We start from the raw sequence: 22,922 nt of genomic DNA, 5'->3' as shown, positions 1-22,922 counted from the left end.
ATTCGTCCTCAACCACAACGACGTCTTGGAGGCAGCCATGCGAATGGCCCGACTCACCGCACTGATCGGCGGCGCCGCCGCCGTCGCGCTGGCGCTCACTGCATGCACCGGCGGCGGAGCGACCACCGACCCGACCGCATCGGGTGACGCCGGTGCAACGGCACCGCTCCTTGTCATCGGCTCACTGCAGGAGCCCACGAGCTGGGATCCGGCTCAGGCGAACGAGGGGCACCTCGCGCCGATCTACCAGTCCGTCTACGACACGCTCATCAAGCGCGAGCCCGACGGCGAGCTCAGCCCCATGCTCGCCACCGAGTGGACGATGGCCGATGACGGCCTCTCGCTCCAGCTCGAGCTCCGCGATGACGTCACCTTCACCGACGGCACGCCGTTCGATGCCGAGGCGGTCAAGGCGAACATCGAACACTTCAAGACCGCGAACGGGCCGCTGCAGGGCAACCTCGCGAACGTCAGCGGCGCCGAGGTCGTCGACGCGGACACCGTGATCCTGCGCCTGGACTCCCCCGACCCCGATCTGCCGGCCAACCTCGCCAACGCCGGCGGGTACATGGGAAGCCCGGCGGCTCTCGGTACGCCCGAGATCGCCGCCGACCCCGTGGGAACCGGTCCCTACGTGCTCGACACCAGCAGCTCCGTCGTCGGCTCGACGTACAAGCTGACCCGCAATGAGGACTACTGGGGTGACCCGCTCCCGTTCGACGCCGTCGAGTTCAAGATCCTGCCCGACGAGACCGCGCGCCTGAACGCGCTCACCTCCGGCCAGATCGACTTCGCGTCGCTCAACCGTGCAGCGTCTGCCGTGCAGGCCGCCGGCGCGGGGCTCAACCAGCCCGAGCCCTTCTCGGTCAACTGGGGCGGCATCCTCTTCTTCGACCGCACCGGACAGCTTCAGCCCGAACTGGCGGACGTCCGCGTCCGTGAAGCCCTCGCCATCGCGATCGACGCCGAGGCGCTCGTGGATGTCGGGTGGGAAGGCCTCGGACAGCCCACGTCACAGGTGTTCGGTCCTGATACGGAGGCCTACGACGAGTCGCTCGACAGCGCGTACGCCTACGACCCGGAGCGGGCGAAGAAGCTCCTCGCCGAGGCAGGTGCCAGCGATCTGGAGATCACTCTCCCGATCAGCCCGGTCTTCGAGCCGGTCATCTACGACGCGATCATCCAGAACTGGGAGGACATCGGTGTCACGGTGAACCGCCACCAGTGGGGTCCGGGCGAAGCCGTCCCGTCCATGCAGCGCGGGGAGTTCGCCATCGCGTTCATGACGCTCGCTCAGCGGTCGGACTGGAACACCACCCAGTTCCTGCTGTCGCCGGATGCGCCGTGGAACCCCCTCGGATCGTCCGACCCGGAGCTGGACGCCTTGATCGCCGAATACCCCGCCGCGGACGAGGCCGGTCGCGCGGAGGGCGCGCGCGAGATCAACGAGTGGGTGATCGACAACGTGTGGTTCGCTCCGGTGATGCGCCCCGACACGTTCAACTTCTACGGCGACAAGATCGAGATCGTGCCGCAGGTCCAGCAGGCCGTTCCGTCGATCTACAACTTCACGCCGAGCGGACAGTGACGACGGTGGGGGCCCGCGGTGGCGGGCCCCCATCCCCTCCTGAGAGTCAGCCATGCCATTCCTTCTGAAGCGCCTGTTGTCGGCGGTGTCGCTCGTCTTCGCGACATCCCTCATCGTCTTCCTCCTTCTGTCGCCGGCCTTCGACGACATCGCTCGGAACGTCCTGGGCGAGAACGCCAGCGCCGAACAGGTGGAGCAGCTCAACACCCAACTCGGCCTCGACCGGCCGGTCTTCGTGCAGTACTTCGACTGGCTCGGCAGTGCACTGACGGGCGACCTCGGGCAGTCCCTCTTCACCACTCAGACGGTGTGGCAGGCGATCTCCGTGCGCATGCCGGTCACTGTCGCGCTCGTCGTGCTCGTCACCGTGCTCAGCGGGATCTTCGGGTTCGCCTTCGGCGTGCTCTCGGCCGTCAAGCGCGGATGGGTCGACAAGACCGTGCAGTTCTTCACGACCCTCGGCGACGCGCTGCCGGCATTCATCATCGCGCTGTTCCTCGTCACGGTCTTCGCCATCCAGCTCGGCTGGTTCCCGGCGACCGGATACACCGACTTCGCGACCGACCCCGCTGCCTGGGCTCGCAGTCTGGTGCTGCCGGTCACGGCGCTGACGGTGGTGGCTGTCGCCGGAATCGCGCAGCAGGTCCGCAGCTCGATGATCTCCACCCTTCGTCAGGACTACGTGCGGACCCTTCGCAGCCGCGGCATCTCCGAAACGCGCGTCGTGCTCTCCCACGCGCTGCGCAACGCCTCGACGACGGGACTCACCGCTCTCGCCGTGCAGGTCGTCGGCATCCTCGGCGGGGCGGTCGTCATCGAGCAGATCTTCGCCCTCCCCGGTCTGGGCAGCCTCGCAGTCCAGGCATCCGTACTCGGTGACGTGCCCATGGTTCTCGGTGCCGTCCTCTCGTACGTCGTCATCGTCGTCGTCGTCAACCTGCTGGTCGACCTCGCGGTCGCCTGGCTGAACCCCAAGGTGCGCCTCTCATGAGCAGCCAGACAACCACGCTCGTCGCTGCCGCCAAGACCTCGCGCAACGGCGCCGTGCGCCGCTTCCTGCGCGATCCCCTCGGCGTGGCAGCAGCCGTCGTCCTCCTCGTGATCATCCTCGGCGCCGTGCTCGTGCCGTTGCTCCCCGTCCCTGCGGCGGACGCGGTCGACCTTCGCAGTGCGATGCTGCCGCCCAGCGCGGAGCACCTGCTCGGCACTGACAGCTCGGGTCGCGACCTGCTCAGCCGGCTGCTGTGGGGCGCACAGGTCAGCCTCGCAGGCGCAGCCCTCGCGCTCATCGTGGCGTTGGTCGTAGGACTGCCGGCGGGCCTGATCGCCGGCTATTACGGTGGTGCGTTCGACGCGGTCGCCAACTGGGTCAACAACCTCAACATGGCGCTCCCGGGAATCGTCGTGCTGCTGGCGGTCCGTGCCGTGGCCGGTCCGTCGGTCTGGGTCTCGATGGCGGTCTTCGGCATCCTGCTGGCGCCCGCGGTGTTCCGGATCGTGCGCGCGGCCGTACAGGGCGTGCGCGGCGAGCTGTACGTGGATGCGGCGCGGGTCGCCGGGCTCAGCGACGCACGCATCATCGGACGCCACGTACTCACCGTCGTGCGCGCACCCGTCATCATCCAGTCCGCGCGGCTGGCCAGCATCGCGATCTCCGTCCAGGCGGGACTGGAGTTCCTCGGGGTCACCGACAGCTCGCTGCCGTCATGGGGTGGGATGCTGAACGAGGGCTTCCGCCGGATCTTCGTCTCTCCGTCGCTGATCCTGTGGCCGAGCCTGGCGATCGGCCTCACCACGATGGCCCTCATCCTGCTGGGCAACGCCATGCGCGACGCGCTGGAGGACCGCGGTTCCGCCGACTCGTCCAAGACCGGCGTCACTGTTCCGGCAGCGGTGTCGTCCCTCGCCGAACGGCCCTCGTCGTCGTTGCTCAGCGTGCGCGATCTCGAGGTCAGCTACGGCGTAGGCGAGGCGCAGACGCCGGTCGTCCACCACGTATCGCTCGATGTCGCACCCGGTGAGGTGCTCGGTCTGGTCGGCGAGTCCGGCTCGGGCAAGACACAGACGGCGTTCTCGGTTCTCGGCCTCCTCCCGGAGGGCGGCTGGGTCTCGCGTGGCTCCATCACCTTCGACGGCGTCGAGCTCACCGCGCTCGACCCTCGCCAGCGCCGCAAGCTGCGCGGCAGCGACATCGCCTACGTGCCCCAGGAGCCGCTGAGCAACCTCGACCCGAGCTTCCGCATCGGGCATCAGCTGACCGAGCCGCTGCGCACCCGGTTGGGCATGTCGCAGCGCGCGGCCAAGGACCGTGCGTTGGAACTGCTGGCGCGTGTGGGCATCGCCGACCCGGAGGCCACGTTCCGGGCGTACCCGCATGAGATCTCCGGCGGCATGGCTCAGCGGGTGCTCATCGCGGGAGCGGTCGCCGGAAAGCCCAAGCTGCTGATCGCCGACGAGCCGACCACGGCACTCGATGTGACGGTCCAGGCCGAGGTCCTCGACCTGCTGCGAGACCTGCAGCAGGAGAGCGATATGGCCGTGCTTCTCGTGACGCACAACTTCGGCGTCGTGGCCGACATCTGCGATCGTGTGGCCGTGATGAAACAGGGTCGGATCGTGGAGACCGCCGACGTCGAGTCCGTCCTGACCGCGCCGCAGGAATCGTACACGCGGACGCTGCTGGACTCCATGCTGGAGGAGGGGCCGGTGCGCACCTACGCGCCGGCGCCCGCTGCGGACGAAAGGACCGGACGATGACCGCCCATGAAGCGTTGCTGCGCGCGGATGATCTCGAGGTCGAATATCGCAGTCGCGGACGCAAGAGCTTCACCGCGCTCAAGGGTGTCTCGCTCGACATCCGGCCGGGGGAGACCCTGGGCCTCGTGGGCGAGTCGGGGTCGGGCAAGACGACGATCGGGCGGGCGATCCTCGGGCTCGTCCCCGTGACATCGGGCACCATCACCTTCGACGGGCGTGACATCACCCGGATCGCCCCCGCCGAGCGGCGCGGACTGGCCCGTGATATTCAGGTGGTGTTCCAGGACCCGTACACGTCGCTGAATCCGTCGATGACGGTCGCTGACATCCTGGCCGAGCCGTTGTTGGTGCAGGGCTGGACGCGCAAGGACGCCTACGCCCGTATCCGCGACCTGCTGGATCGGGTGCACCTGCCGGCGGACGCCGATCGGCGGCTGCCGCGGGAGTTCTCCGGCGGGCAGCGTCAGCGCATCGCGATCGCGCGTGCCATTGCTCTGAACCCCCGGCTCATCATCTGCGACGAACCGGTGTCGGCGCTGGACCTCACCACCCAGGCACGGGTGCTCGATCTGCTGATCGAGATCCAGGAGTCGACCGGCGTGGCGTACCTCTTCGTCTCGCACGACCTCGGTGTCATCCGCCACATCAGCCATCGCGTCACGGTGCTGTACCGAGGCGAGATCGTCGAGGAGGGCGAGGTCGACCAGGTCACGGCCCGTCCGTCACATCCGTACACGCAGCGTCTGTTCATGTCGGCCCCGGTGGCCGACGTCGCACAGCAGCGCAAGCGTCGCGAAGAGCGCCGCCTTCTGGCGGCCGGCAGGGAGAACTGAGGATCCACATGACGACGACCACGAGTGCGGCCGCCGCCACAGCACGACCCGGAGACGCAACGCCGCCGTACCGGGATCTGAACGGCAACGGCGTCATGGATCCGTACGAGGACCCGCGCCTTCCCGTCGAGGAGCGGGTGGAGGATCTGCTCGGCCGCCTGTCGCTGGCCGAGAAGGCAGGTCTCATGGTGCAGTCGGTGGTGAGCGTCACCGTCGACGGCGACATCGACGGCGAGCCGATCGCCGCTCGGGATTTCAGCGCCCGTGAGCTGGTCGAACAGCGGCACATCACCCACCTGAACGTGCACCGCATCCCCGATCCGCGCGCGATGGCGCGCTGGAACAACGAAGTGCAACGGGTGGCCGAGGCCGGACCGCACGGCATCCCGGTGACCATCTCCACCGACCCTCGTCACTCCTTCACCGACAACTGGGGCGCATCCTTCAGTGCAGAGCATCTCTCGGCATGGCCGGAGCCGCTCGGCCTGGGTGCCATCGGCGATGAGGCGACCGTTCGAGAATTCGCCGATATCGCCCGCCGCGAGTACGCGGCCCTCGGCATCCGTCTGGCGCTGCACCCGACCCTCGACGTGGCGACCGAACCGCGCTGGGCGCGGCAGTACAGCACCTTCGGCCAGGATGCCGCGAAGGCGGGTGCGCTCGGCGTCGCCTACGTCGACGGCTTCGAGGGCGGTCAGGGCCTCGGCCCCGAGAGCGTCGCGTGCATGGCGAAGCACTTCCCGGGGGGTGGCCCGCAGCGCGACGGCGAGGACCCGCACTTCCACTACGGCAAGGAGCAGGACTACCCGGGCGGGATGTTCGAGTACCACCTCGAGCCGTTCCGCCGGGTGATCGAGCGCGGCGTCCCGGCGATCATGCCGTCGTACGGCATCCCGATCGGGCTCACGCTGGACGGCGAGCCGGTCGAGGAGGTGGGCTTCGGCTTCAATCGCCAGATCATCACCGGCCTCTTACGCGAGCGTCTCGGCTTCCAGGGAGTCGTCTGCACCGATTGGGGGCTTGTCACCGAGTCGCGCATCGCCGGCAAGACACTGCCGCCGCGGGCGTGGGGTGTGGAGCACCTCTCGGCGATCGAACGGGTGCAGAAGATCATCGAGGCCGGCTGCGACCAGCTGGGCGGCGAGGAGGATCCGGGCTATATCGTCTCGCTCGTCGAGTCCGGCGCGGTCGACGAGGCCCGCATCGATGAGTCGGTGCGACGTCTGCTGCGGGTCAAGTTCGAGCTCGGGCTCTTCGAGAACCCCTATGTGGACGAGGACGCCGCGGTCGAGATCGTGGGGCGGGAGGACTTCCGCGCCGCCGGTCACGCCGCACAGGCTCGCTCGATGGTCGTCCTGACCAACGGGTCGTCCTCTTCGAAGTCCGCGCTGCCGCTGCGGCGGGGCGCGCGCGTCTTCTCGCAGGAGATCTCCGCCGCCTCGCTCAAGAACGCCGGCCTCGTCCCCGTGGCCGACCCGGCGGGCGCGGACGCGATCGTCGTGCAGATCGCGGCACCGTTTGACCCGCGTGATGAGTTCGCGCTCGAGGCGAGCTTCCACGCCGGATCGTTGGAGTTCGCCCCCGAGGTCTCCCAGCGCCTCCAGAAACTCGCCGAGCACGCTCCGGTGATCCTCGTGGTGCGCCTGGAGCGCCCCGCGATCCTGGAGCCCCTCCTTCCCCACTGTGCGGCAGTCGTGGCGGAGTTCGGCGCCTCAGCGGACGCGGCCCTCGAAGTGCTGACGGGACGAACCCGTGCCGAAGGACGTCTGCCCTTCGACATCCCTCGCACCGCAGAAGCGGTGCGGACGTCGCGAGTCGACGTCCCCGGCGACTACGCGAGCCCGCTCTTCCTCGCAGGGCAGCCGAGCGCTCCGGTCCGGCGGAAGGCGGCGCGCCGCACGTACGCGCAAGGGAGGGAGAGTCAGGAGCTGATTCTCGAGACGGCCCTCGAGATCATCGAGAAGAAGGGCTTCGGAGCGACGTCGCTTCGCGATATCGCCGAAGCGGTCGGAATGACCCAAGCCGGTCTGCTGCATCACTTCGGCACGAAAGAGAACCTCCTCGTCGAAGTGCTGCGTCAGCGTGACATCGTGAACCGCCGCATCCTCGCCGCGCAGGGAGGCGACGACCCGATGACCATTCGGGTGGCACGTCACAATGAGACCGTTCCGGCAGTGGTGCACCTCTACGTCAACCTCGCGGCTGCGGCGGCCGACCCCGATCATCCCGCGCACGAGTTCTTCCTGCGCCGAGAGAACGAGGTGCTAGCGAGTATGCGGCGCGACATCGAGGCGCGACAGCAAGCCGGCACATTCCCCTCCGACCTCGACCCGTCAGCGACGGCACGGGTGTTCCTCGCGTTGTCAGATGGCCTTCAGGCGCAGCGGGGGATCAACCCCGAGGTGGGTCTGGCGGACACGATCGAATGGCTCTGGAAGCAGCTCACCGAGAGGAAGGCTCCGTGATGCAGACCATGGACGGCCGAGCCGACACCCCCGAGCTCGAGCGCCTCTACGCGGACTTCGAGGCGTCGTCGTTGGCACCACTGTGGACGCAGCGCGACGACCTGATGCCCCTCACGCCGGCACCGGTGGCCGTGCCCCACGTGTGGCGCTGGGCGACGTTGTACGACATCGCGAAGCGATCCGGCGACCTCGTGCCCGTCGGCCGCGGCGGGGAGCGGCGCGCGATCGGCCTGCGCAATCCGGCCTTCCGGGAACGGCGTACGCGACCCCGACGCTGTGGTGCGCGATCCAGTACCTGGGCGGTCACGAGACGGCGCCTGAGCACCGCCACAGCCAGAACGCCTTCCGTTTCGTGGTCGAGGGCGAGGGTGTGTGGACGGTCGTCAATGGCGACCCCGTGCGCATGTCGCGCGGCGACCTGCTGCTCACTCCGGGTTGGAACTTCCACGGTCATCACAACGACACCCCCGAGCCGATGGCATGGATCGACGGTCTCGACATCCCGCTGTCGAACTACACCGACGTCGGGTTCTTCGAGTTCGGCTCCGAGCGCGTCACCGATGAGGCATCACCGGACTTCTCCCGTTCCGAGCGCCTGTGGGCGCATCCCGGCCTGCGGCCGCTGTCGGGCCTGGAGGAGAAGGTCAGTTCGCCCCTCAGTGCCTACCGCTGGGAGCACACCGACGCGGCGCTGCGCGAGCAGCTCGCGCTCGAGGACGAGGGCTACCCCGCGACGGTGGAGCAGGGTCACGCCGCGATCCGGTACACCAACCCGACCACCGGCGGCGACGTGATGCCGACGATCCGCTGTGAGTTCCACCGGCTGCGCCAGGGAGCTGCGACGCCGGTGAGGCACGAGGTCGGCTCGTCGGTCTGGCAGGTGTTCGAGGGTCGGGGCGAGGTCGTCCTCGGCGGTCGGACGCACGTGCTGGAGAAGGGCGACCTGTTCGTGGTGCCCAGCTGGGTGCCGTGGTCGCTGCACGCCGAGACGGGTTTCGACCTCTTCCGCTTCAGCGACGCGCCCGTCATCGAGCGCCTCGGGTTCGCCCGCACCTACGTGCCCGGCCGGGACGAACCGCGATGAGGCTCGCGACACTGCGTACCGGAACAGGAACCGCCGCCGTCCTCGTCGAGGACGCCGCGCTCGTCGAGATCGAGGGTGCGGCAGACCTCGGCGCGCTCCTCGCCGAGCCGGACTGGCGCGATCGAGCCGCCGCCGCGCGCGGTACGCGGCATCCGCTCGATTCGATCAGCGACGAACAGTGGGCGCCCGTCGTCCCTCGCCCCGGCAAGATCGTCTGCGTCGGCCTGAACTATCGGTCGCACATCGCGGAGATGGGGCGAGACCTCCCCGCGCATCCGACGCTGTTCTCGAAGTACCCCGAGGCCCTTGTCGGCCCGTACGACCCGATTCGCGTGCCTGCCCATGCCGGCGACGCGGTGGACTGGGAGGCGGAGCTCGCGATCATCATCGGCTCGCGGGTGCGCGATGCGGATCGCGATGCTGCCGCCACGGCGATCGCCGGCTACAGCGTCCTCAACGACGTGACGATGCGGGACTATCAGAACCGCACCCTCCAGTGGCTGCAGGGCAAGACCTTCGACGAGACGGCCCCGTTCGGACCCGTCCTCGTGACCCCGGACGAGTTCACTCCAGGGCCGCGCATCCGCTGCGCCGTGAACGGGGAGACGGTGCAGGACGCCGCGACCGACGATCTCGTGTTCGATCCGGCAGAGCTGGTGTCGTACATCTCGGCGATCGTCACCCTCCAGCCCGGCGACGTGATCGCCTCGGGGACGCCGGGCGGAGTGGGCCACGCGCGAACGCCCGCGCGCTACCTCACGGCCGGCGACCGGGTGGAGACGAGCGTCGACGGTATCGGGATGCTCCGCAACCGGGTGGACGTGCGGGAGCGCTGATGGGCGCCCGCACCGACAACGTCAGCGACCCCGTCCTGGCGGCGGACCTGCTCCTCGCCCGCCGAGGGCAGGCGTTCTTCTCCCGCAAGGTCAACGAGCTGCGCGACGAGGATTTCGCCGCACCCTCACGGGTTCCCGGGTGGTCGCGCGCACACGTCGTGGCCCACGTCGGCTACCACGCGCGAGCCGTCGCCCGGCTGATCGAGGCCGCGGCGCTCGGTCGGCGGGTCCCGATGTACGAGTCGCCGGTGCAGCACGCGGAGGAGGTGCACTTCGGCGCGTCGCTGCCGGTGGAGGCGCTGCGCAACCTCGTCGCGCACGCAGCGGTGCATCTGAACGTGGAGTGGCGCGACCTCCCCGCGCGTGCCTGGTCTCACGTCGTGGTGCTGGAGGACGGATCGAGCGCCCCCGCCTCCGCGACCGCCTGGCTTCGCGCGCGGGAGGTGTGGCTCGGCGCGCTCCATCTCGGCAACGGGGCGGAAGCGGCCGACCTGCCCGCCGAGGTGCACCGCCGCGCGGCATCCCTTCTTCCGTCCCTTCCCTGAGGAGCCTCCGACATGTTCATCGATGCGTCCAGCCTCGACCCCGCGTCGACCTATCGCCTGCTGGTGGGCTCGGTCGTTCCGCGCCCGATCGCGTGGGTCACCAGCGGCATCCCGCCGCACACCGTCAACCTCGCCCCCTTCAGCTCCTTCGCCTGGGTCAGCCAGCACCCGGCCATGCTCGGCTTCACCATCAACCGCCGTCCGACCGGGCTGAAGGACACCATGCGCAACATCGAGCGGGACGGCGAATATGTCATCAACATCGCGCACCAGGACCTGCTGGACGACGTGCACGCCAGTTCGGAAGCGCTGGCGCCGGACGTCAGTGAGGCGGAAGCGCGAGGCCTCGACCTGACACCATCCCAGCTCGTTCGGGTCCCGCGTCTGGCCGGTGCGCCGATCAGCATGGAGTGCGTGCACGAGCGCACCATCTCGTTCAGCCCGACGGGCGGCGACTTCGTCGTCGGACGCGTGGTGGGCTGGCACATCGACGAGACGGTGATGCGAGACGGACGCATCGACACCGAACTGCTGCGCCCCCTCGGCCGCCTGGCCGGACCCCGATACACCACTCTGGGCACCGTCATCGAACTGCCCCCCGTCCCCGGAGGCTGAACCATGTCCCGCACGAACATCGTCTTCATCCTGTCCGACGACCATGCGGCCCACGCCATCTCGGCCTACGGCAGTCGCGTGAACTCGACTCCGCACCTGGACCGCATCGCGCACAATGGCGTGCGGATGGACGCTGTCTTCTGCACCAACTCCATCTGCAGCCCGTCCCGCGCCTCGATCCTCACGGGGACGTACTCGCATGTGAACGGCGTGTCGTCGATCTGGACGGAGATGGACTACCGCGTCCCGACGTTCCCCGAGGTTCTGCAGCGCGCCGGCTATCGCACGGCCATGTTCGGCAAGTGGCACCTGGGCGAGCACGGGCAGGCCCTGCCTCGCGGCTTCGACACGTGGAAGATCTTCCCCGGACAGGGCGACTACGTGGATCCCGCGATGATCGACGAGCGCGGCACCCATACGGTGCCCGGCTACGCGACCGACATCGTCACCGATCTGTCCCTGGACTGGCTCGACGGCCTCGGGGACGACGAGCCGTTCTGCATGATGGTGCACCACAAGGCGCCGCATCGCCCGTGGGTCCCTGACGAGAAGCACCGGCACCTGTACGCGGACGGCGCGATCCCGGAGCCGGAGACGTTCTTCGATGACAACGAGAGCCGCAGCAGGGCCGTCCGCGGCGTGCGCATGACGATCGCCGACGACATGGGCGCCGACGACCTCAAGCAGGACATCCCGGAGCATCTCCGCGGTCCGGAGAACCGTGAAGCGCGCATGCGTTGGAAGTACCAGATCTACATGCGCGACTACCTCCAGTGCGTCCAGTCGATCGACGACAACGTCGGCCGGCTGCTGGACCGGTTGGAGGAGAAGGGGCTCGCCGAGAACACCCTCGTCGTCTACACGTCCGATCAGGGATTCTTCCTCGGCGATCACGGATGGTTCGACAAGCGGCTGATGTTCGACCAGTCGTTGCAGATGCCGATGCTCATCCAGTGGCCCGCGGCGGTCGAAGCGGGCAGCAGGTGCGAGGCCATCATCACCAACGTCGACTTCGCGGCGACCTTCCTCGATGCCTGCGGGATCGACGCGGGGGAGGAGCTTCCCACCTCGCAAGGGCGCAGCTTCCTGCCGCTGCTGCGCGGCGAGCGGGTCGAGGACTGGCCGGATGCCGCCTACTACCGCTACTGGGAGCACGACGACCCCATCCATGCGGCGCCGGCGCACTACGGGATCCGCACCGCCGAATACAAGCTCATCCACTACTACGGCGCCGGCCTCGGTGTGCCGGGCGCCTCCGAGCGGCTGTTCGAGCCGGAGTGGGAGCTGTACGACCTCGCGGCGGATCCCGCGGAGGTGCGCAATGTCGCCGATGATCCGGCGTACGCCGAGATCCGCGCAGCGCTCGCAGCCAAGCTCACCCAGTACCAGCGGCACTACGGCGACGAGCCGTACCGCGGTCCGGACACGCCTCGGCCGGACTGGGGTCCGTACGACGCGGAGACCCTGGAACGCGTCACGCGCGTGTTCGCGCGCTGACGGGAAGGGTTCGCTGTGGAGGATGATCGAGGCGCCTGCGGGCCGTCGTGCGCGTGCGGGTCACCCTCTCGTGCTCGGTTCCTGCAGATCGGACCAGTGGATGCCGCCCGTGCCGCCGCGCCGGGGAGGCGCGCCCGTCACACCGTCGAGCAGGCGACGATCCCGGCGGGCGAGTTCACGATGGGAGACGCGTCGGGCGATGAGAACCCCGGCGACGGCGAGACCCCGCGGCACCGCGTGGCGCTCGAGGCTTTCGATATCGACGCGACCACGGTCACCAACGACGACTTCGCCAGATTCGTTTCGGACACGGGATATCGAACGGAGGCGGAGAGCTTCGGCTACAGTGCGGTGTTCCATCTTGCGGTGCAGGCGCCGGCGTCGGACGTGATCGGACCGGCAGCCGGCACGCCGTGGTGGCTCGGAGTGCGTGGCGCCGACTGGGCGCACCCGGGTGGGGCCCACTCGACGGTCGACGGTCTCGGTGATCACCCCGTCGTCCACGTCAGCTGGAACGACGCGCAGGCGTATTGCACCTGGGCGGGTCGCCGGCTGCCCACCGAAGCGGAGTGGGAGTACGCGGCACGCGGTGGTCTCGACGGCGCGACATACCCGTGGGGTGACGACGATGTCGACGAGGGCGGCTGGCGGGCGAACATCTGGCAGGGCGAATTCCCGACGGTCAACACCCTCGACGACGGCTACCTCACGACCGCCCCCGCGCGGGCCTTCGACCGCAACCGATACGGGCTCTGGCAGCCCGTGGGGAACGTCTGGGAATGGTGCGCTGACTGGTATTCGCCGCGCACGTACACCAGGGCGCCGGCTGTGGATCCGCGCGGCCCGGAGCGCGGGAGCAGTCGAGTCCTCCGCGGCGGCAGCTACCTGTGCCACATCTCGTACTGCAACCGGTACCGAAACTCGGCCCGCTCGCACAACACCCCGGACTCGTCGATGGGCAACGCGGGGTTCCGCACCGTCGCGGCCGAAGGCTCGCGCGACGCTGGCGCCCGGACGACGTGGAGCTGACGCCATGACGATCCACCGTGCGGCCGTCTCGGCCATCCCTCGTCCCCGCACGATCGTGACGGCCGACCCCGAGCTGGACGACCTCAACTCGATGATCCGGTTCCTGCTGTACAGCAACGAGGTCGAGGTCGAGGGGCTCGTGTACGCCTCCAGTCGATTCCACTGGCGTGGCGACGGACGCGGAACGACATTCTTCCTCCCGGAGCGTGAGTACGACCAGCCGCAGACCTCCTGGCGCTGGGCCCCCGGCGAGCGCTTCATTCACGACGCCGTCGACGCGTATGCCGAGGTGCATGACAACCTCCGCTGCCACGATCCCCGCTATCCCGAGCCCGACGCCCTGCGGGCGGTGATCCGCGACGGGAACGTCGACTTCGAGGGCGACACCTCCGTCGAGTCGCCCGGGTCGCGCCTGATCGCCGACGTGCTGCTGGACGAGAGGCCTGGCCCCGTCTTCCTCCAGCTGTGGGCGGGGCCGAGCACCGTCGCGCGGGCGCTCATGTCGATCGAGGAGCGGTTCCGAGGCACCGACCGTTGGGAAGCGGTGCACGCAGGCGTGTCGGCCAAGGCGGTGATCACGAAGTTCGCCTCGCAGGATGCGACGTACGACGAGTACATCGCGCCCGTGTGGCCGGGCATCCGGGTGATCGAGGTGGCGACGCTCGCATGGGGATATCTGGCCCGCCGTACGGTTCGTCCCGAGGACCGGCATCTGCTCGGCGCCGATTGGATGCGGGAGAACATCACCGGCGTCGGACCACTCGGTGCGCTCTACCGGGTGTGGGGAGACGGCCGGCAGATGGTCCCGGGCGATCTCACCGACTACTTCCACCTCTCGGGGCTGTCCGCCGACGAGCTACGGGCTCAGGGCTACAAGGTGTGGGCGGACCCGCAGCCGCCGGGGGAGTGGATCTCGGAGGGCGACAGCACGAACATGCTGAACCTGCTCGTGCCAGGGCTGCGCGCGCACGAGCACCCGTCGTACGGCGGCTGGGGCGGGCGCTACCGTCGGAGCGTGGAGGGCGCCGACACGTGGACCCTCGTGGATGCCGCCTTCGGGCGCGGCCGTGCCGACGGGGCGTCCGACACGCCCGCCGGGGACGAGGGCTCGGTCGTGCGCTGGTTCGCCGATGCCCAGAGAGACTTCGCGGCGCGCTTGCGCTGGACCGTCGCCGGCTGGGACGACGCGAACCACCATCCGCGTCTCTCCGTCGAGGGCGGGATCGACCGGGACGCCGCGCCCGGAGAGCGCCTGGCGCTCGCGGCATCCGCCACGGATCCCGACGGTGATGCCGTGACCGTGCGGTGGTGGGTCCACGAGGCGGGTTCGCTCGGCGACGTCGCGCTCGTGACCGATGGCCCGAACGCCGAGGTGGCGGTGCCCGCCGACGCTGGACCGGGCGACACGATCCACGTCATCGCCGAGGCGGTCGACGACGCGCCGCTGCCGCTGAAGGCGTACCAGCGCGTGATCATCACCGTCCGCTGACGGCGGGCACACCCCCGGGCGCCACGTGGGAGTCAGCACGTGGGAGTCAGCCCGGGGAGCCGGCGGGTCAGCTCGCCGCGCGCGTGCGGGCGGGGAGGTCGTCTTCGCCGTCGCGGGGCAGCGGGATGGGCGTGGTTCCGGCGACCTCGTCGCTGAACTCCTCGGGGGCGATCACCGTGAGCGGGCGCGTCTCATCCAGCGTGAGGCGGAACCGCTTGCGCTCGTGGCGGTGCAGCCGGCCCGACACGAGCAGCCAGGACCCGCCGATCGCGAAGGCCACGAACGCGGCGACCGCTCCGACGAGGATCGCGACACGTGGACCGTACTGAGCGGCCACCCACCCGACGATCGGGGCGCCGATCGGGGTGCCGCCCATGAGGATCGCCATGTACAGCGCCAGCACGCGACCGCGCAGAACGGGGTCGGTGGTGGTCTGCACGTAGCCGTTCGCGGTCGTCATCATCGTCACCACCGAGAACCCGGTGAACATGAGGGTCACCGCGTAGAGCCAGTACGTGGGCATGAACGCCGACACGAGGGCGGCAGCCCCGAACATGGCGGTGCCGACGATGAGCACCCGCAGTCGCGCGCGATCCCGCCGGGCCGCCATCAGGGCACCGGCGACCGAGCCGATCGCGAGGATCGAGCTGAGCAGGCCGAACCCGTCGGCCTCCTTGCCGAACTCGACGGCCATCGTGGAGGCGAGGATGGGGAAGTTCATTCCGAACGCGCCGATGAGGAACACCATCGCGAAGGTGACGATGAGGTCCGGCCTGCCGGCGACGTAGCGGAACCCGTCGGCCAGGCGCGAGGACTGCGGCGCCTTCACCCGAGGCACCAGCTCGTCGGTGCGGATGAGCACGAGGGCGGCGAGCATCGCGAGGAACGTGACGCCGTTGGCGACGAACACCCAGCCGGTGCCGATCGCGACGATCACGACACCGGCCACCGCCGGCCCGATCATCCGCGCGCCGTTGAACGAGGCCGCATTGAGCGCGACGGCGTTCGAGGCGTTCTCGCGCGCGACGAGATCCGACACGAACGCCTGCCGCGCCGGGTTGTCGAAGGCGGCGACCACGCCGAGTGCGAGAGCGAACGCGTACATGATGGTCAGGTTCATCGCGCCGGCGAAGATCAGCACGCCGATGGCGACGCCCAGGAGCAGCAGCAGGCTCTGCGTGATCAGGAGCAGCTTGCGGCGGTCGAAGCGGTCGGCCACGAGACCGGTGACGCCGACCAGCAGCAGCGGCGGCGCGAACTGCAGCGCCATCGTGACGCCCATCGCCGCGGCATCGTTGTCGGTGAGCTCGGTGAGCACGACCCAGCTGATGGCGGTGGACTGCATCCACGCGCCGATGTTGGAGACGAGGGCGCCGATGAACCAGACGCGGTAGTTGAAGGCCGCGAACGAGCGGAACATCGCCGAGCCCGGCCGGCCGCCGCGAGTCCCGGCGGCGGGAGCGGATGAGCGGCTCACCGGGCTGCCATCCTCTCCATGATCTCGGCGGCACGGGCGATGGTCGCCCGCTCCTTGGCGGTGAGCCCTGCCAGAGCGGCCTCGACCCACGCGTCGCGGCGTCGGGCTGTCTCGTCGACGATGGAACGACCGGCGTCGGTGAGGGCGATGACGACCTTGCGCCCGTCGTTCTCGTCGGCCGATCGCGTGATGTACCCGGATTCCTGCAGGCAGTTGACCGTGCGGTTCATCGACGGCGCCGACACGCGCTCGCGGTCGGCGAGCTCGCCGAGCGTGTGGGGGCCGTGCGTCCACAGCGCTGCGAGCACAGCGAACTGGCCGTCGCTCATCGAGTCGACCGCTCGTTGCGTGCGCATGCGGCGCGCGAGGCGGAAGGTGGCGATCCGCAGCCGTGAGGCGGCGGCCGAGAGCTCCGGCTGGTCGCTGGTGTCGGTTCCGGGGTCTGAGGTGAAAGTTCCGCTGCTCGTCATTCGGATACTTAGCCTAGCTCATTAGTTTCGCTAAAGAAAGTTGCCGACGGATGCCGCAGGCCGCGGCATCCCCCTCTCACGAGCGGGCCGCCCTAGACTCGCCGCATGTCCTCCTCGCCCGAAGAACGGTCCTTCCGTGATGCGCACGGCGTGACGATCGTGTACGACGTCCACACGGCGCAGACCGAACCGCGGGGGGTCGTGCAGCTCCTGCACGGCGTCGGCGAGCACGCCGGGCGGTACGCCGCCCTCATCGGCGCCCTCACGGCGGACGGCTTCATCGTGTACGCCGACGACCACCGCGGTCACGGACGCACCGGAATGGGCCAGCACGGCGGCGATGCCTTGCAGCTCGGCCGGCTCGGTCCCGGCGGGCTGCGCGCCGCCGTCGCGGCGGTGTGGCAGCTGACCGAGCAGATCCGCGTCGATCACCCGGGACTGCCGCTCGTGCTGCTGGGGCACTCGTGGGGATCGTTCCTCGCGCAGATCCTCGTGAACCGACACCCCGACGCCTACGATGCGCTGGTCCTGAGCGGATCGGCACTGCGCTGGCCCGGATCGCTCAACTCCGGCGACCTCAACAAGCCGTGGAACGGGCCCGACGCGAGCGGAGTGGAGTGGCTGGCGTCCGACCCCCGCGTAGCCGAGGAGTTCCTCGCCGACTCGCTCACCACGAAGGAACCGCTCCCGAAGCTGTTCGGTCCCATCGACACACTGCGGCTCATCGGAAGACCCGGCAAGAACCTGGGTCGCGACATCCCGACCCTCCTCATGGTGGGCCGCGACGACACCGTGGGCGGTCCGCGCAGCGTCCACAAGCTCGCCGACGCCTACCGCAACCGCTCCGGATTCACCGATGTGACGACGCTCGTCTATCCCGGAGCGCGGCACGAGATCTTCAACGAGGTCATGCAGGAGGACGTGCGCGGGGACCTGCTCGCCTGGCTCGACCAGCGCATCGCCGTGCGGGACTGAGCGGCCGCCGCGGGCGCAGCGTCGCGCAATAGGCTGAACGCATGCACGGCGAATACAAGGTGCCCGGCGGAAAACTCGTCGTGGTCGACCTCGAGGAGCGCGACGGCCGGATCGCCGACTTCCACCTCGCGGGCGACTTCTTCCTCGAACCCGACGACGCCCTCGGCGACATCGACGCCGCCGTCAACGGGCTGCCCGTGGAATCGGATGTCGCGACGATCGCCGCCGCCGTCCGCTCGGCGCTGCCCGAGGGCGCACAACTGCTCGGCTTCACACCCGAAGCCGTCGGCACGGCGGTTCGCCGCGCGCTGGTGACCGCTCCGGGGTGGCGCGACTTCGACTGGGAGATCGTGCACGACAAGCCCGTCTCACCGCGCATGAACCTCGCCCTGGACGAGGTGCTCACCGGTCGCGTCGGCGACGGGCGCCGTCGCCCGACGCTGCGCATCTGGGAGTGGAACGAGAACGCCGTCGTCATCGGCTCGTTCCAGTCGCTGCGCAACGAGGTCGATCCGGAGGGCGCGGCCCGCCACGGCTACGACGTCGTCCGGCGCATCTCGGGCGGCGGCGCGATGATGATGGGCGCCAACTCGATCGTCACGTACTCGCTGTACGTGCCCGCATCCCTTGTGGCGGGGCTGACGTTCGCCGACTCCTACGCCTTCTTGGACGACTGGGTGCTGCAGGCGCTGCGCGCGCTCGGGATCGACGCGACGTATCAGCCGCTGAACGACATCGCCTCGCCGCAGGGCAAGATCGGCGGAGCCGCGCAGAAGCGACTGGCCAACGGGGGAGTGCTGCACCACGCGACCCTGAGCTACGACATGGACGGCGAGGTCATGACCGAGGTGCTGCGCATCGGCCGCGAGAAGCTCAGCGACAAGGGCACGACGTCGGCCGCGAAGCGAGTCGACCCGCTGCGGAGGCAGACGGGACTGCCGCGCGAGGCGATCATCGCCAAGCTCGAGGAGACCTTCACCCACCTCTACGGCGCGGTGCCCGGGCACATCACGGAGGACGAGTACGCCGAGGCCGAGGCGCTCGTGCAGTCGAAGTTCTCGACCGACGCCTGGCTGCGCCGCGTCCCGTGAGCGACGCTGCGCCGCCCGCCGAGCACGGCGGAGGGGTGGTCGAGATCCACCATGGCGACAACCTCGAGGTGGTGCGGGGACTGCCCGACGGCGCGTTCACCCTGATCTATCTCGACCCGCCGTTCAACACCGGCCGCGTCCAAGAGCGGGCGCTCGAGACCGCGCGGTCGCGGCATCCGTCCCCTCCCGTGCCCGACCAGTCCGCGAGACTTCAACCGGACGCCGAGACAGCGGTCTCGAACCGAAGTCTCGGCGCTCGCTTGAAGTCTCGCGGAGAGACGCGCGCGGGTGAGCCCGAGGCCGGGGGGACGCAGGCCGGGGGGACGCAGGCGGGTGAGACGGCGGCCGGTGAGACGGCGGGCGTGGTCCGCCGCGGGTTCCACGGGCGCGAGTACGAGCGGATCCGCGGCGACCTGCGCGCGTACGACGACCGGTTCGACGACTACTGGGGATTCCTCGAACCGCGGCTGCTGGAGGCCTGGCGGCTGCTCGCCGACGACGGCACGCTGTACCTGCACCTCGACTACCGCGAGGCCCACTACGCGAAGGTGCTGATGGATGCCCTGGTCGGGCGAGAGCGGTTCCTCAACGAGCTGATCTGGGCGTACGACTACGGTGCGAAGACCCGCAAGCGGTGGCCCACCAAGCACGACACGATCCTCGTCTACGTCAAGGATCCGCAGCGCTACTGGTTCGACTCGGATGCCGTCGACCGCGAGCCGTACATGGCCCCGGGCCTGGTCACCCCCGAGAAGGCGGAGCGCGGGAAGCTTCCGACCGACGTGTGGTGGCACACCATCGTGCCGACCACCGGCCGGGAGAAGACGGGCTACCCGACCCAGAAGCCCGAGGGGATCCTGCGGCGGATCGTTCAGGCCTCGTCGCGGCCCGGCGACCGCGTGCTCGACCTCTTCGCCGGATCCGGCACCACGGGTGCCGTCGCGTCGGCGCTCGGGCGCGACGCCGTGCTCGTCGACTGCAACCCCGCCGCGATCGCGGTGATGCGCGACCGGATGCCGCACGCCCGGGTTGTCGGGATGGAGCCTGAGTAAACGCTTCCTTAGGCTGGGCACATGCGATTCGGAACCTTCATTCCCCAAGGCTGGCGATTCGATCTCGTCGGCATCGAGCCCTCGGCCCATTGGGAGGTGATGAACGGCCTCGCGCAGCGCGCCGACGCAGGTCCGTGGGAGTCGCTGTGGGTGTACGACCACTTCCACACCACTCCCGTCCCCTCCGACGAGGCGACGCACGAGGCGTGGACCCTGATGGCCGCGTTCGCGGCGTCGACCAGCCGCATCCGGCTCGGCCAGATGTGCACGTGCATGGGATACCGCAACCCCGCCTACCTCGCGAAGGTGGCCGCGACCGTCGACATCGTCTCGGGCGGCCGTACCGAGATGGGCATCGGCGGCGGCTGGTACGAGCACGAGTGGGAGGCGTACGGCTACGGCTTCCCGCCGGTTCCCGAACGGCTGCGGATGCTGCGCGAGGGCGTCGACATCATGCAGCAGGCGTGGACGACCGGCCGGGCCACCCTCGACGGCAAGCATTACCAGGTCGACGGCGCGATCGTGCAGCCGCTGCCGCTGCAGGACGGCGGCATCCCGTTCTGGATCGCCGGGGGCGGCGAGAAGGTGACGCTGAAGATCGCCGCCCAGTACGCGTCGTACACCAACTACGCGGGCTCGCTGGAGGACATCGACCGCAAGAGCGCCATCCTGCGCGAGCACTGCGATGCGCTCGGCCGCGACTACTCGGCCATCACGCGGTCATCGAACTTCAACACCATCGTGGGGGCGACCGATGCCGAAGCCCGCGATCGCCTGGCCGTCGTCAAGGAGCGCCTGCTGCCCCACGTGGGCCAGGCCCGCGCGGACCAGATCGAGCAGGACTTCCTGTCGTCGCCGGCATTCGGGGCCGTCGACCAGGTGGTGGAGCGCCTGGCCGAGCGCGAGCGCCACGGCATCACCTACGCCATCCACTACTTCCCCGAGGCGGCGTACGACCTCTCGGGCATCGAGCTGTTCGAGCGCGAGGTCATCGCGGCGCTGGCGTGACAGCTGCCGGTGTCAAAGCGGCGGGCTAGATGTTCTTCCCCGTGAGGTTGGGTACGCGGGCTGAGGGGGTTTGGCCGCCGATGCCGGTGTGGGGTCGGTGGTGATTGTAGTGATGCAGCCAGGCGTTGTAGGTGGCGGCGCGTGCTTCGTCGCTGGCGTAGGTCGCGGCATAGGCCCATTCCGCGGCGAGGGTGCGGTTGAACCTCTCCACCTTTCCGTTGGTCTGGGGCCGGTAAGGCTTGGTCCAGCGGTGTTGGATGTCGCCGAGGGCGGCGGCGAAGTCGCGTGAGCGGTAGCAAGATCCGTTGTCAGTCATGACGGCGGTGACGGCGATCCCGGCCTGTTGGAAGAACGCGTTCGCGCGGCGCCAGAACGCCGCCGCGGTCTCTTTGCGCTCGTCGGCCAGGATCTCCGAGTACGCCAGCCGGGAGTGGTCGTCGACGGCATGGTGCAGGAACGCGTAGCCGCGGCCCCGCTTCTTGTTGTTGCGATTCCCGGCTTGTCTGCCCAGCATGCGGTGTCCACCGCCGTTGGGGATACGACCCTGCTTCTTGATATCCACGTGCACCAACCGGCCCGGTCTGTCGACCTCGTATCGGACCGGCTTCGGCTTGCGGACGGGCAGCCCGGTGGCCTGGTCCAGATGCGTCAGCAGCGGCATCCGATACCGGGCCAGCACCCGGCCGACGGTGGAGCGGTGCAGGCGCAGGTGATACGCGATCCGATGCGGCCCCCATCGGCGGGTGAACCGCAACGCCACGATCCGGCGCTCCGTGCGTCTGGAGATCCGTGACGGTGACGAGTGCGGGCGAGAGCTGCGGTCGGTCAACGGGCACCCGGCGCGGTATCGGTCAGCCCACCGCTTCGCTGTCGCCGGCGAGCACTGGAACCGTTCCGCGGCCCGCCGCAGGGGCCACTTCTCGTCGACGACGAGAACAGCAAGACGACGACGCCCTTCCGGCGTCAAAGGCGCGTTAGCGTGAGTCACGAAGACCTCCGTGGAGCGGATGTGAGGGTGGTACCCACATCGTCCCCGGAGGTCTTCGCCTACCTCAGACGTTCACAACGTGTCGGGGAAGAACAGCTAGATCGCTCCGAACGTGCCCTGGGCTCGTGTGCACCGTCGATCCAGCCCGCCGCTTTGACGCGGAGGACCGCCTCCTCCCCAGCCCCGAGCTACACCGCGGGCCTCCACAGATGTGACGGAGCGGCCCTGAAAAGGGGGCGCCCGGCCGCAGGCTCTCGGCGTGCCTGCATCCACGCCACCGCTGCCGACGCGCTTCCACCGCCGCCGCGACCTGTGCGCGGCGGGCTGGACCGATCGCCAACTGGCGCGCGCGGTTGCCGAGGGGTGCCTCATCAAGCCGCGGGCGAACGCCTATCTCCCGCCCGATACGCCGGCCGATGTCGTGGACGCCTGCCGGCTCGGCGGACGGCTCACGTGCGTGTCGGAGCTGGCGCTGGCTCGGTGTGTTCGTGCTCGACACCGGGGAGCTGCATGTGCACGTGCACGAGAACCGGACCTCGGCGCCGCGGCTCGGCCGACGTGTCCGACGCCACTGGGACCGGCTCACCCGCACGCCGGCGGTGTGCTCCACGTCGGTCGAGGCGTTCGACGCGATGGTGCAGGCCGTTCGATGCCAGACGGCCCGAGCAGCCCTCGCCACGCTGGATTCGGCCCTCCACCTGGGGGTGCTGCAGGCGGACGACCTCGATGAGCTGTTCGCGGCGGTGCCGAGGCGTCATCGGGTGCTCCGGCGGCTCATCGATGCCCGAGCGGAGTCGGGGCCCGAGACACTCCTACGCCTCATGCTGCGAGCCGCCGGCGCCTCCTTCGAGGTTCAGGTGAAGATCCGCGGTGTCGGTCGCGTCGACTTCGTCGTGGACGGATGGCTGATCGTCGAGTGCGACAGCCGGGAGTTCCACTCGACGTGGGCCGACCAGCGGCGCGATCGTCGTCGCGACCAGGCCGCCGCGGCCCTCGGATACGCGACGTACCGGCCGATCGCAGAGGACATCATGTGGCGTCCCGGCGAAGTGCAGGCTGCGCTCGTGGGCCTGCTTCGGGGCCGTGCCGCTCGTGGAGGGTGAAACCGGCGGGCTCAATCGCC

The 22,922-nt window shown here is 69.4% G+C and carries 19 protein-coding genes and 1 pseudogene; 17 read left to right on the top strand and 3 right to left on the bottom strand.

Annotated elements, in window-relative coordinates; all coding sequences use genetic code 11:
- Positions 1–37 precede the first annotated feature (37 nt).
- The 12 genes and pseudogenes from C9992_RS08565 (at position 38) to C9992_RS08510 (ending at position 14,738) form a co-directional block, all read left to right on the top strand.
- Entirely contained in the window at positions 38–1,588 is a 1,551-nt protein-coding gene (locus C9992_RS08565; RefSeq protein WP_106815142.1) for an ABC transporter substrate-binding protein, read from the top strand.
- A gap of 52 nt (positions 1,589–1,640) precedes the next feature.
- Positions 1,641–2,579 carry an ABC transporter permease gene (locus C9992_RS08560; protein WP_106815141.1) on the top strand — a complete coding sequence of 313 codons (939 nt, stop codon included), beginning with the start codon at positions 1,641–1,643 and terminating at the stop codon, positions 2,577–2,579.
- On the top strand, positions 2,576–4,345 hold the full coding sequence (locus C9992_RS08555; RefSeq protein WP_106815140.1) for a dipeptide/oligopeptide/nickel ABC transporter permease/ATP-binding protein: 1,770 nt from the start codon (positions 2,576–2,578) through the stop codon (positions 4,343–4,345). Before C9992_RS08560 ends, C9992_RS08555 begins: the two co-directional genes overlap by 4 nt.
- Entirely contained in the window at positions 4,342–5,178 is an 837-nt protein-coding gene (locus C9992_RS08550; protein ID WP_106815139.1) for an ABC transporter ATP-binding protein, read from the top strand. The genes C9992_RS08555 and C9992_RS08550 overlap by 4 nt, the downstream gene beginning before the upstream one ends.
- 8 nt (positions 5,179–5,186) lie before the next feature.
- Positions 5,187–7,643 (top strand): glycoside hydrolase family 3 N-terminal domain-containing protein, encoded by a 2,457-nt coding sequence (locus C9992_RS08545; protein ID WP_106815138.1) that lies wholly within the window; start codon positions 5,187–5,189, stop codon positions 7,641–7,643.
- A pseudogene (locus tag C9992_RS08540) lies at positions 7,643–8,727 on the top strand (cupin domain-containing protein). The gene C9992_RS08545 and the pseudogene C9992_RS08540 overlap by 1 nt, the downstream one beginning before the upstream one ends.
- Positions 8,724–9,563 carry a fumarylacetoacetate hydrolase family protein gene (locus C9992_RS08535; RefSeq protein ID WP_106815137.1) on the top strand — a complete coding sequence of 280 codons (840 nt, stop codon included), beginning with the start codon at positions 8,724–8,726 and terminating at the stop codon, positions 9,561–9,563. The pseudogene C9992_RS08540 and the gene C9992_RS08535 overlap by 4 nt, the downstream one beginning before the upstream one ends.
- The gene (locus C9992_RS08530; protein ID WP_106815136.1) at positions 9,563–10,108 is read left to right on the top strand and encodes a maleylpyruvate isomerase N-terminal domain-containing protein; all 546 of its coding nucleotides are present in this window, start codon (positions 9,563–9,565) and stop codon (positions 10,106–10,108) included. The genes C9992_RS08535 and C9992_RS08530 overlap by 1 nt, the downstream gene beginning before the upstream one ends.
- Before the next feature lie 12 nt (positions 10,109–10,120).
- A complete protein-coding gene (locus C9992_RS08525; RefSeq protein ID WP_106815135.1) occupies positions 10,121–10,723 on the top strand; it encodes a flavin reductase family protein in 603 nt (200 codons plus the stop codon).
- 3 nt (positions 10,724–10,726) lie between these two features.
- Positions 10,727–12,220: a sulfatase family protein gene (locus C9992_RS08520; protein WP_106815134.1), complete on the top strand. Its 1,494-nt coding sequence runs from the start codon at positions 10,727–10,729 to the stop codon at positions 12,218–12,220.
- A gap of 15 nt (positions 12,221–12,235) precedes the next feature.
- Entirely contained in the window at positions 12,236–13,249 is a 1,014-nt protein-coding gene (locus tag C9992_RS08515; protein WP_456085560.1) for a formylglycine-generating enzyme family protein, read from the top strand.
- A gap of 4 nt (positions 13,250–13,253) precedes the next feature.
- Positions 13,254–14,738: a DUF1593 domain-containing protein gene (locus C9992_RS08510; protein ID WP_106815133.1), complete on the top strand. Its 1,485-nt coding sequence runs from the start codon at positions 13,254–13,256 to the stop codon at positions 14,736–14,738.
- Between the two features lie 67 nt (positions 14,739–14,805).
- Here C9992_RS08510 and C9992_RS08505 read toward each other — a convergent pair whose 3' ends face one another.
- Positions 14,806–16,158, bottom strand: a complete 1,353-nt coding sequence (locus tag C9992_RS08505; RefSeq protein ID WP_106815334.1) for an MFS transporter — start codon at positions 16,156–16,158, stop codon at positions 14,806–14,808.
- A gap of 53 nt (positions 16,159–16,211) precedes the next feature.
- Complete coding sequence (locus C9992_RS08500) at positions 16,212–16,685, bottom strand: MarR family winged helix-turn-helix transcriptional regulator (RefSeq protein WP_106815132.1); 474 nt, start codon at positions 16,683–16,685, stop codon at positions 16,212–16,214.
- 105 nt (positions 16,686–16,790) lie between these two features.
- Here C9992_RS08500 and C9992_RS08495 point away from each other — a divergent pair, with 105 nt between their 5' ends.
- Genes C9992_RS08495 through C9992_RS08480 form a run of 4 tightly spaced genes read left to right on the top strand, consistent with a single transcriptional unit; the run spans position 16,791 to position 20,811 of the window.
- Positions 16,791–17,660: an alpha/beta hydrolase gene (locus C9992_RS08495; RefSeq protein ID WP_106815131.1), complete on the top strand. Its 870-nt coding sequence runs from the start codon at positions 16,791–16,793 to the stop codon at positions 17,658–17,660.
- Positions 17,661–17,701: 41 nt separating this feature from the next.
- Positions 17,702–18,751 (top strand): lipoate--protein ligase family protein, encoded by a 1,050-nt coding sequence (locus C9992_RS08490; protein WP_106815130.1) that lies wholly within the window; start codon positions 17,702–17,704, stop codon positions 18,749–18,751.
- Complete coding sequence (locus tag C9992_RS08485; RefSeq protein ID WP_407662230.1) at positions 18,730–19,803, top strand: DNA-methyltransferase; 1,074 nt, start codon at positions 18,730–18,732, stop codon at positions 19,801–19,803. The genes C9992_RS08490 and C9992_RS08485 overlap by 22 nt, the downstream gene beginning before the upstream one ends.
- Before the next feature lie 21 nt (positions 19,804–19,824).
- Complete coding sequence (locus C9992_RS08480) at positions 19,825–20,811, top strand: LLM class F420-dependent oxidoreductase (protein ID WP_106815129.1); 987 nt, start codon at positions 19,825–19,827, stop codon at positions 20,809–20,811.
- 25 nt (positions 20,812–20,836) lie between these two features.
- Here the strand turns inward: C9992_RS08480 and C9992_RS08475 are convergent, their stop codons facing one another.
- On the bottom strand, positions 20,837–21,799 hold the full coding sequence (locus tag C9992_RS08475; RefSeq protein WP_106815128.1) for an IS481 family transposase: 963 nt from the start codon (positions 21,797–21,799) through the stop codon (positions 20,837–20,839).
- Positions 21,800–22,215: 416 nt separating this feature from the next.
- Between C9992_RS08475 and C9992_RS08470 the strand changes: the two genes are divergently transcribed.
- Positions 22,216–22,902, top strand: a complete 687-nt coding sequence (locus tag C9992_RS08470; RefSeq protein ID WP_235008126.1) for a PDDEXK family nuclease — start codon at positions 22,216–22,218, stop codon at positions 22,900–22,902.
- Positions 22,903–22,922 lie beyond the last annotated feature (20 nt).

The organism is Microbacterium timonense, from assembly GCF_900292075.1.
Classification (GTDB): Bacteria; Actinomycetota; Actinomycetes; order Actinomycetales; family Microbacteriaceae; genus Microbacterium; species Microbacterium timonense.
The sequence above is the reverse complement of the archived record's forward strand: the minus strand, read 5'-3'. Positions and strand labels throughout refer to the sequence as shown.

Bases quoted from the DNA above. Each gene is read 5' to 3' on its own strand.
- C9992_RS08565 (WP_106815142.1), top strand. From the start codon at position 38: ATGCGAATGGCCCGACTCACCGCACTGATCGGCGGCGCCGCCGCCGTC.
- C9992_RS08560 (WP_106815141.1), top strand. From the start codon at position 1,641: ATGCCATTCCTTCTGAAGCGCCTGTTGTCGGCGGTGTCGCTCGTCTTC.
- C9992_RS08555 (WP_106815140.1), top strand. From the start codon at position 2,576: ATGAGCAGCCAGACAACCACGCTCGTCGCTGCCGCCAAGACCTCGCGC.
- C9992_RS08550 (WP_106815139.1), top strand. From the start codon at position 4,342: ATGACCGCCCATGAAGCGTTGCTGCGCGCGGATGATCTCGAGGTCGAA.
- C9992_RS08545 (WP_106815138.1), top strand. From the start codon at position 5,187: ATGACGACGACCACGAGTGCGGCCGCCGCCACAGCACGACCCGGAGAC.
- C9992_RS08535 (WP_106815137.1), top strand. From the start codon at position 8,724: ATGAGGCTCGCGACACTGCGTACCGGAACAGGAACCGCCGCCGTCCTC.
- C9992_RS08530 (WP_106815136.1), top strand. From the start codon at position 9,563: ATGGGCGCCCGCACCGACAACGTCAGCGACCCCGTCCTGGCGGCGGAC.
- C9992_RS08525 (WP_106815135.1), top strand. From the start codon at position 10,121: ATGTTCATCGATGCGTCCAGCCTCGACCCCGCGTCGACCTATCGCCTG.
- C9992_RS08520 (WP_106815134.1), top strand. From the start codon at position 10,727: ATGTCCCGCACGAACATCGTCTTCATCCTGTCCGACGACCATGCGGCC.
- C9992_RS08510 (WP_106815133.1), top strand. From the start codon at position 13,254: ATGACGATCCACCGTGCGGCCGTCTCGGCCATCCCTCGTCCCCGCACG.
- C9992_RS08505 (WP_106815334.1), bottom strand. From the start codon at position 16,158: ATGTTCCGCTCGTTCGCGGCCTTCAACTACCGCGTCTGGTTCATCGGC.
- C9992_RS08500 (WP_106815132.1), bottom strand. From the start codon at position 16,685: ATGACGAGCAGCGGAACTTTCACCTCAGACCCCGGAACCGACACCAGC.
- C9992_RS08495 (WP_106815131.1), top strand. From the start codon at position 16,791: ATGTCCTCCTCGCCCGAAGAACGGTCCTTCCGTGATGCGCACGGCGTG.
- C9992_RS08490 (WP_106815130.1), top strand. From the start codon at position 17,702: ATGCACGGCGAATACAAGGTGCCCGGCGGAAAACTCGTCGTGGTCGAC.
- C9992_RS08480 (WP_106815129.1), top strand. From the start codon at position 19,825: ATGCGATTCGGAACCTTCATTCCCCAAGGCTGGCGATTCGATCTCGTC.
- C9992_RS08470 (WP_235008126.1), top strand. From the start codon at position 22,216: ATGTCGTGGACGCCTGCCGGCTCGGCGGACGGCTCACGTGCGTGTCGG.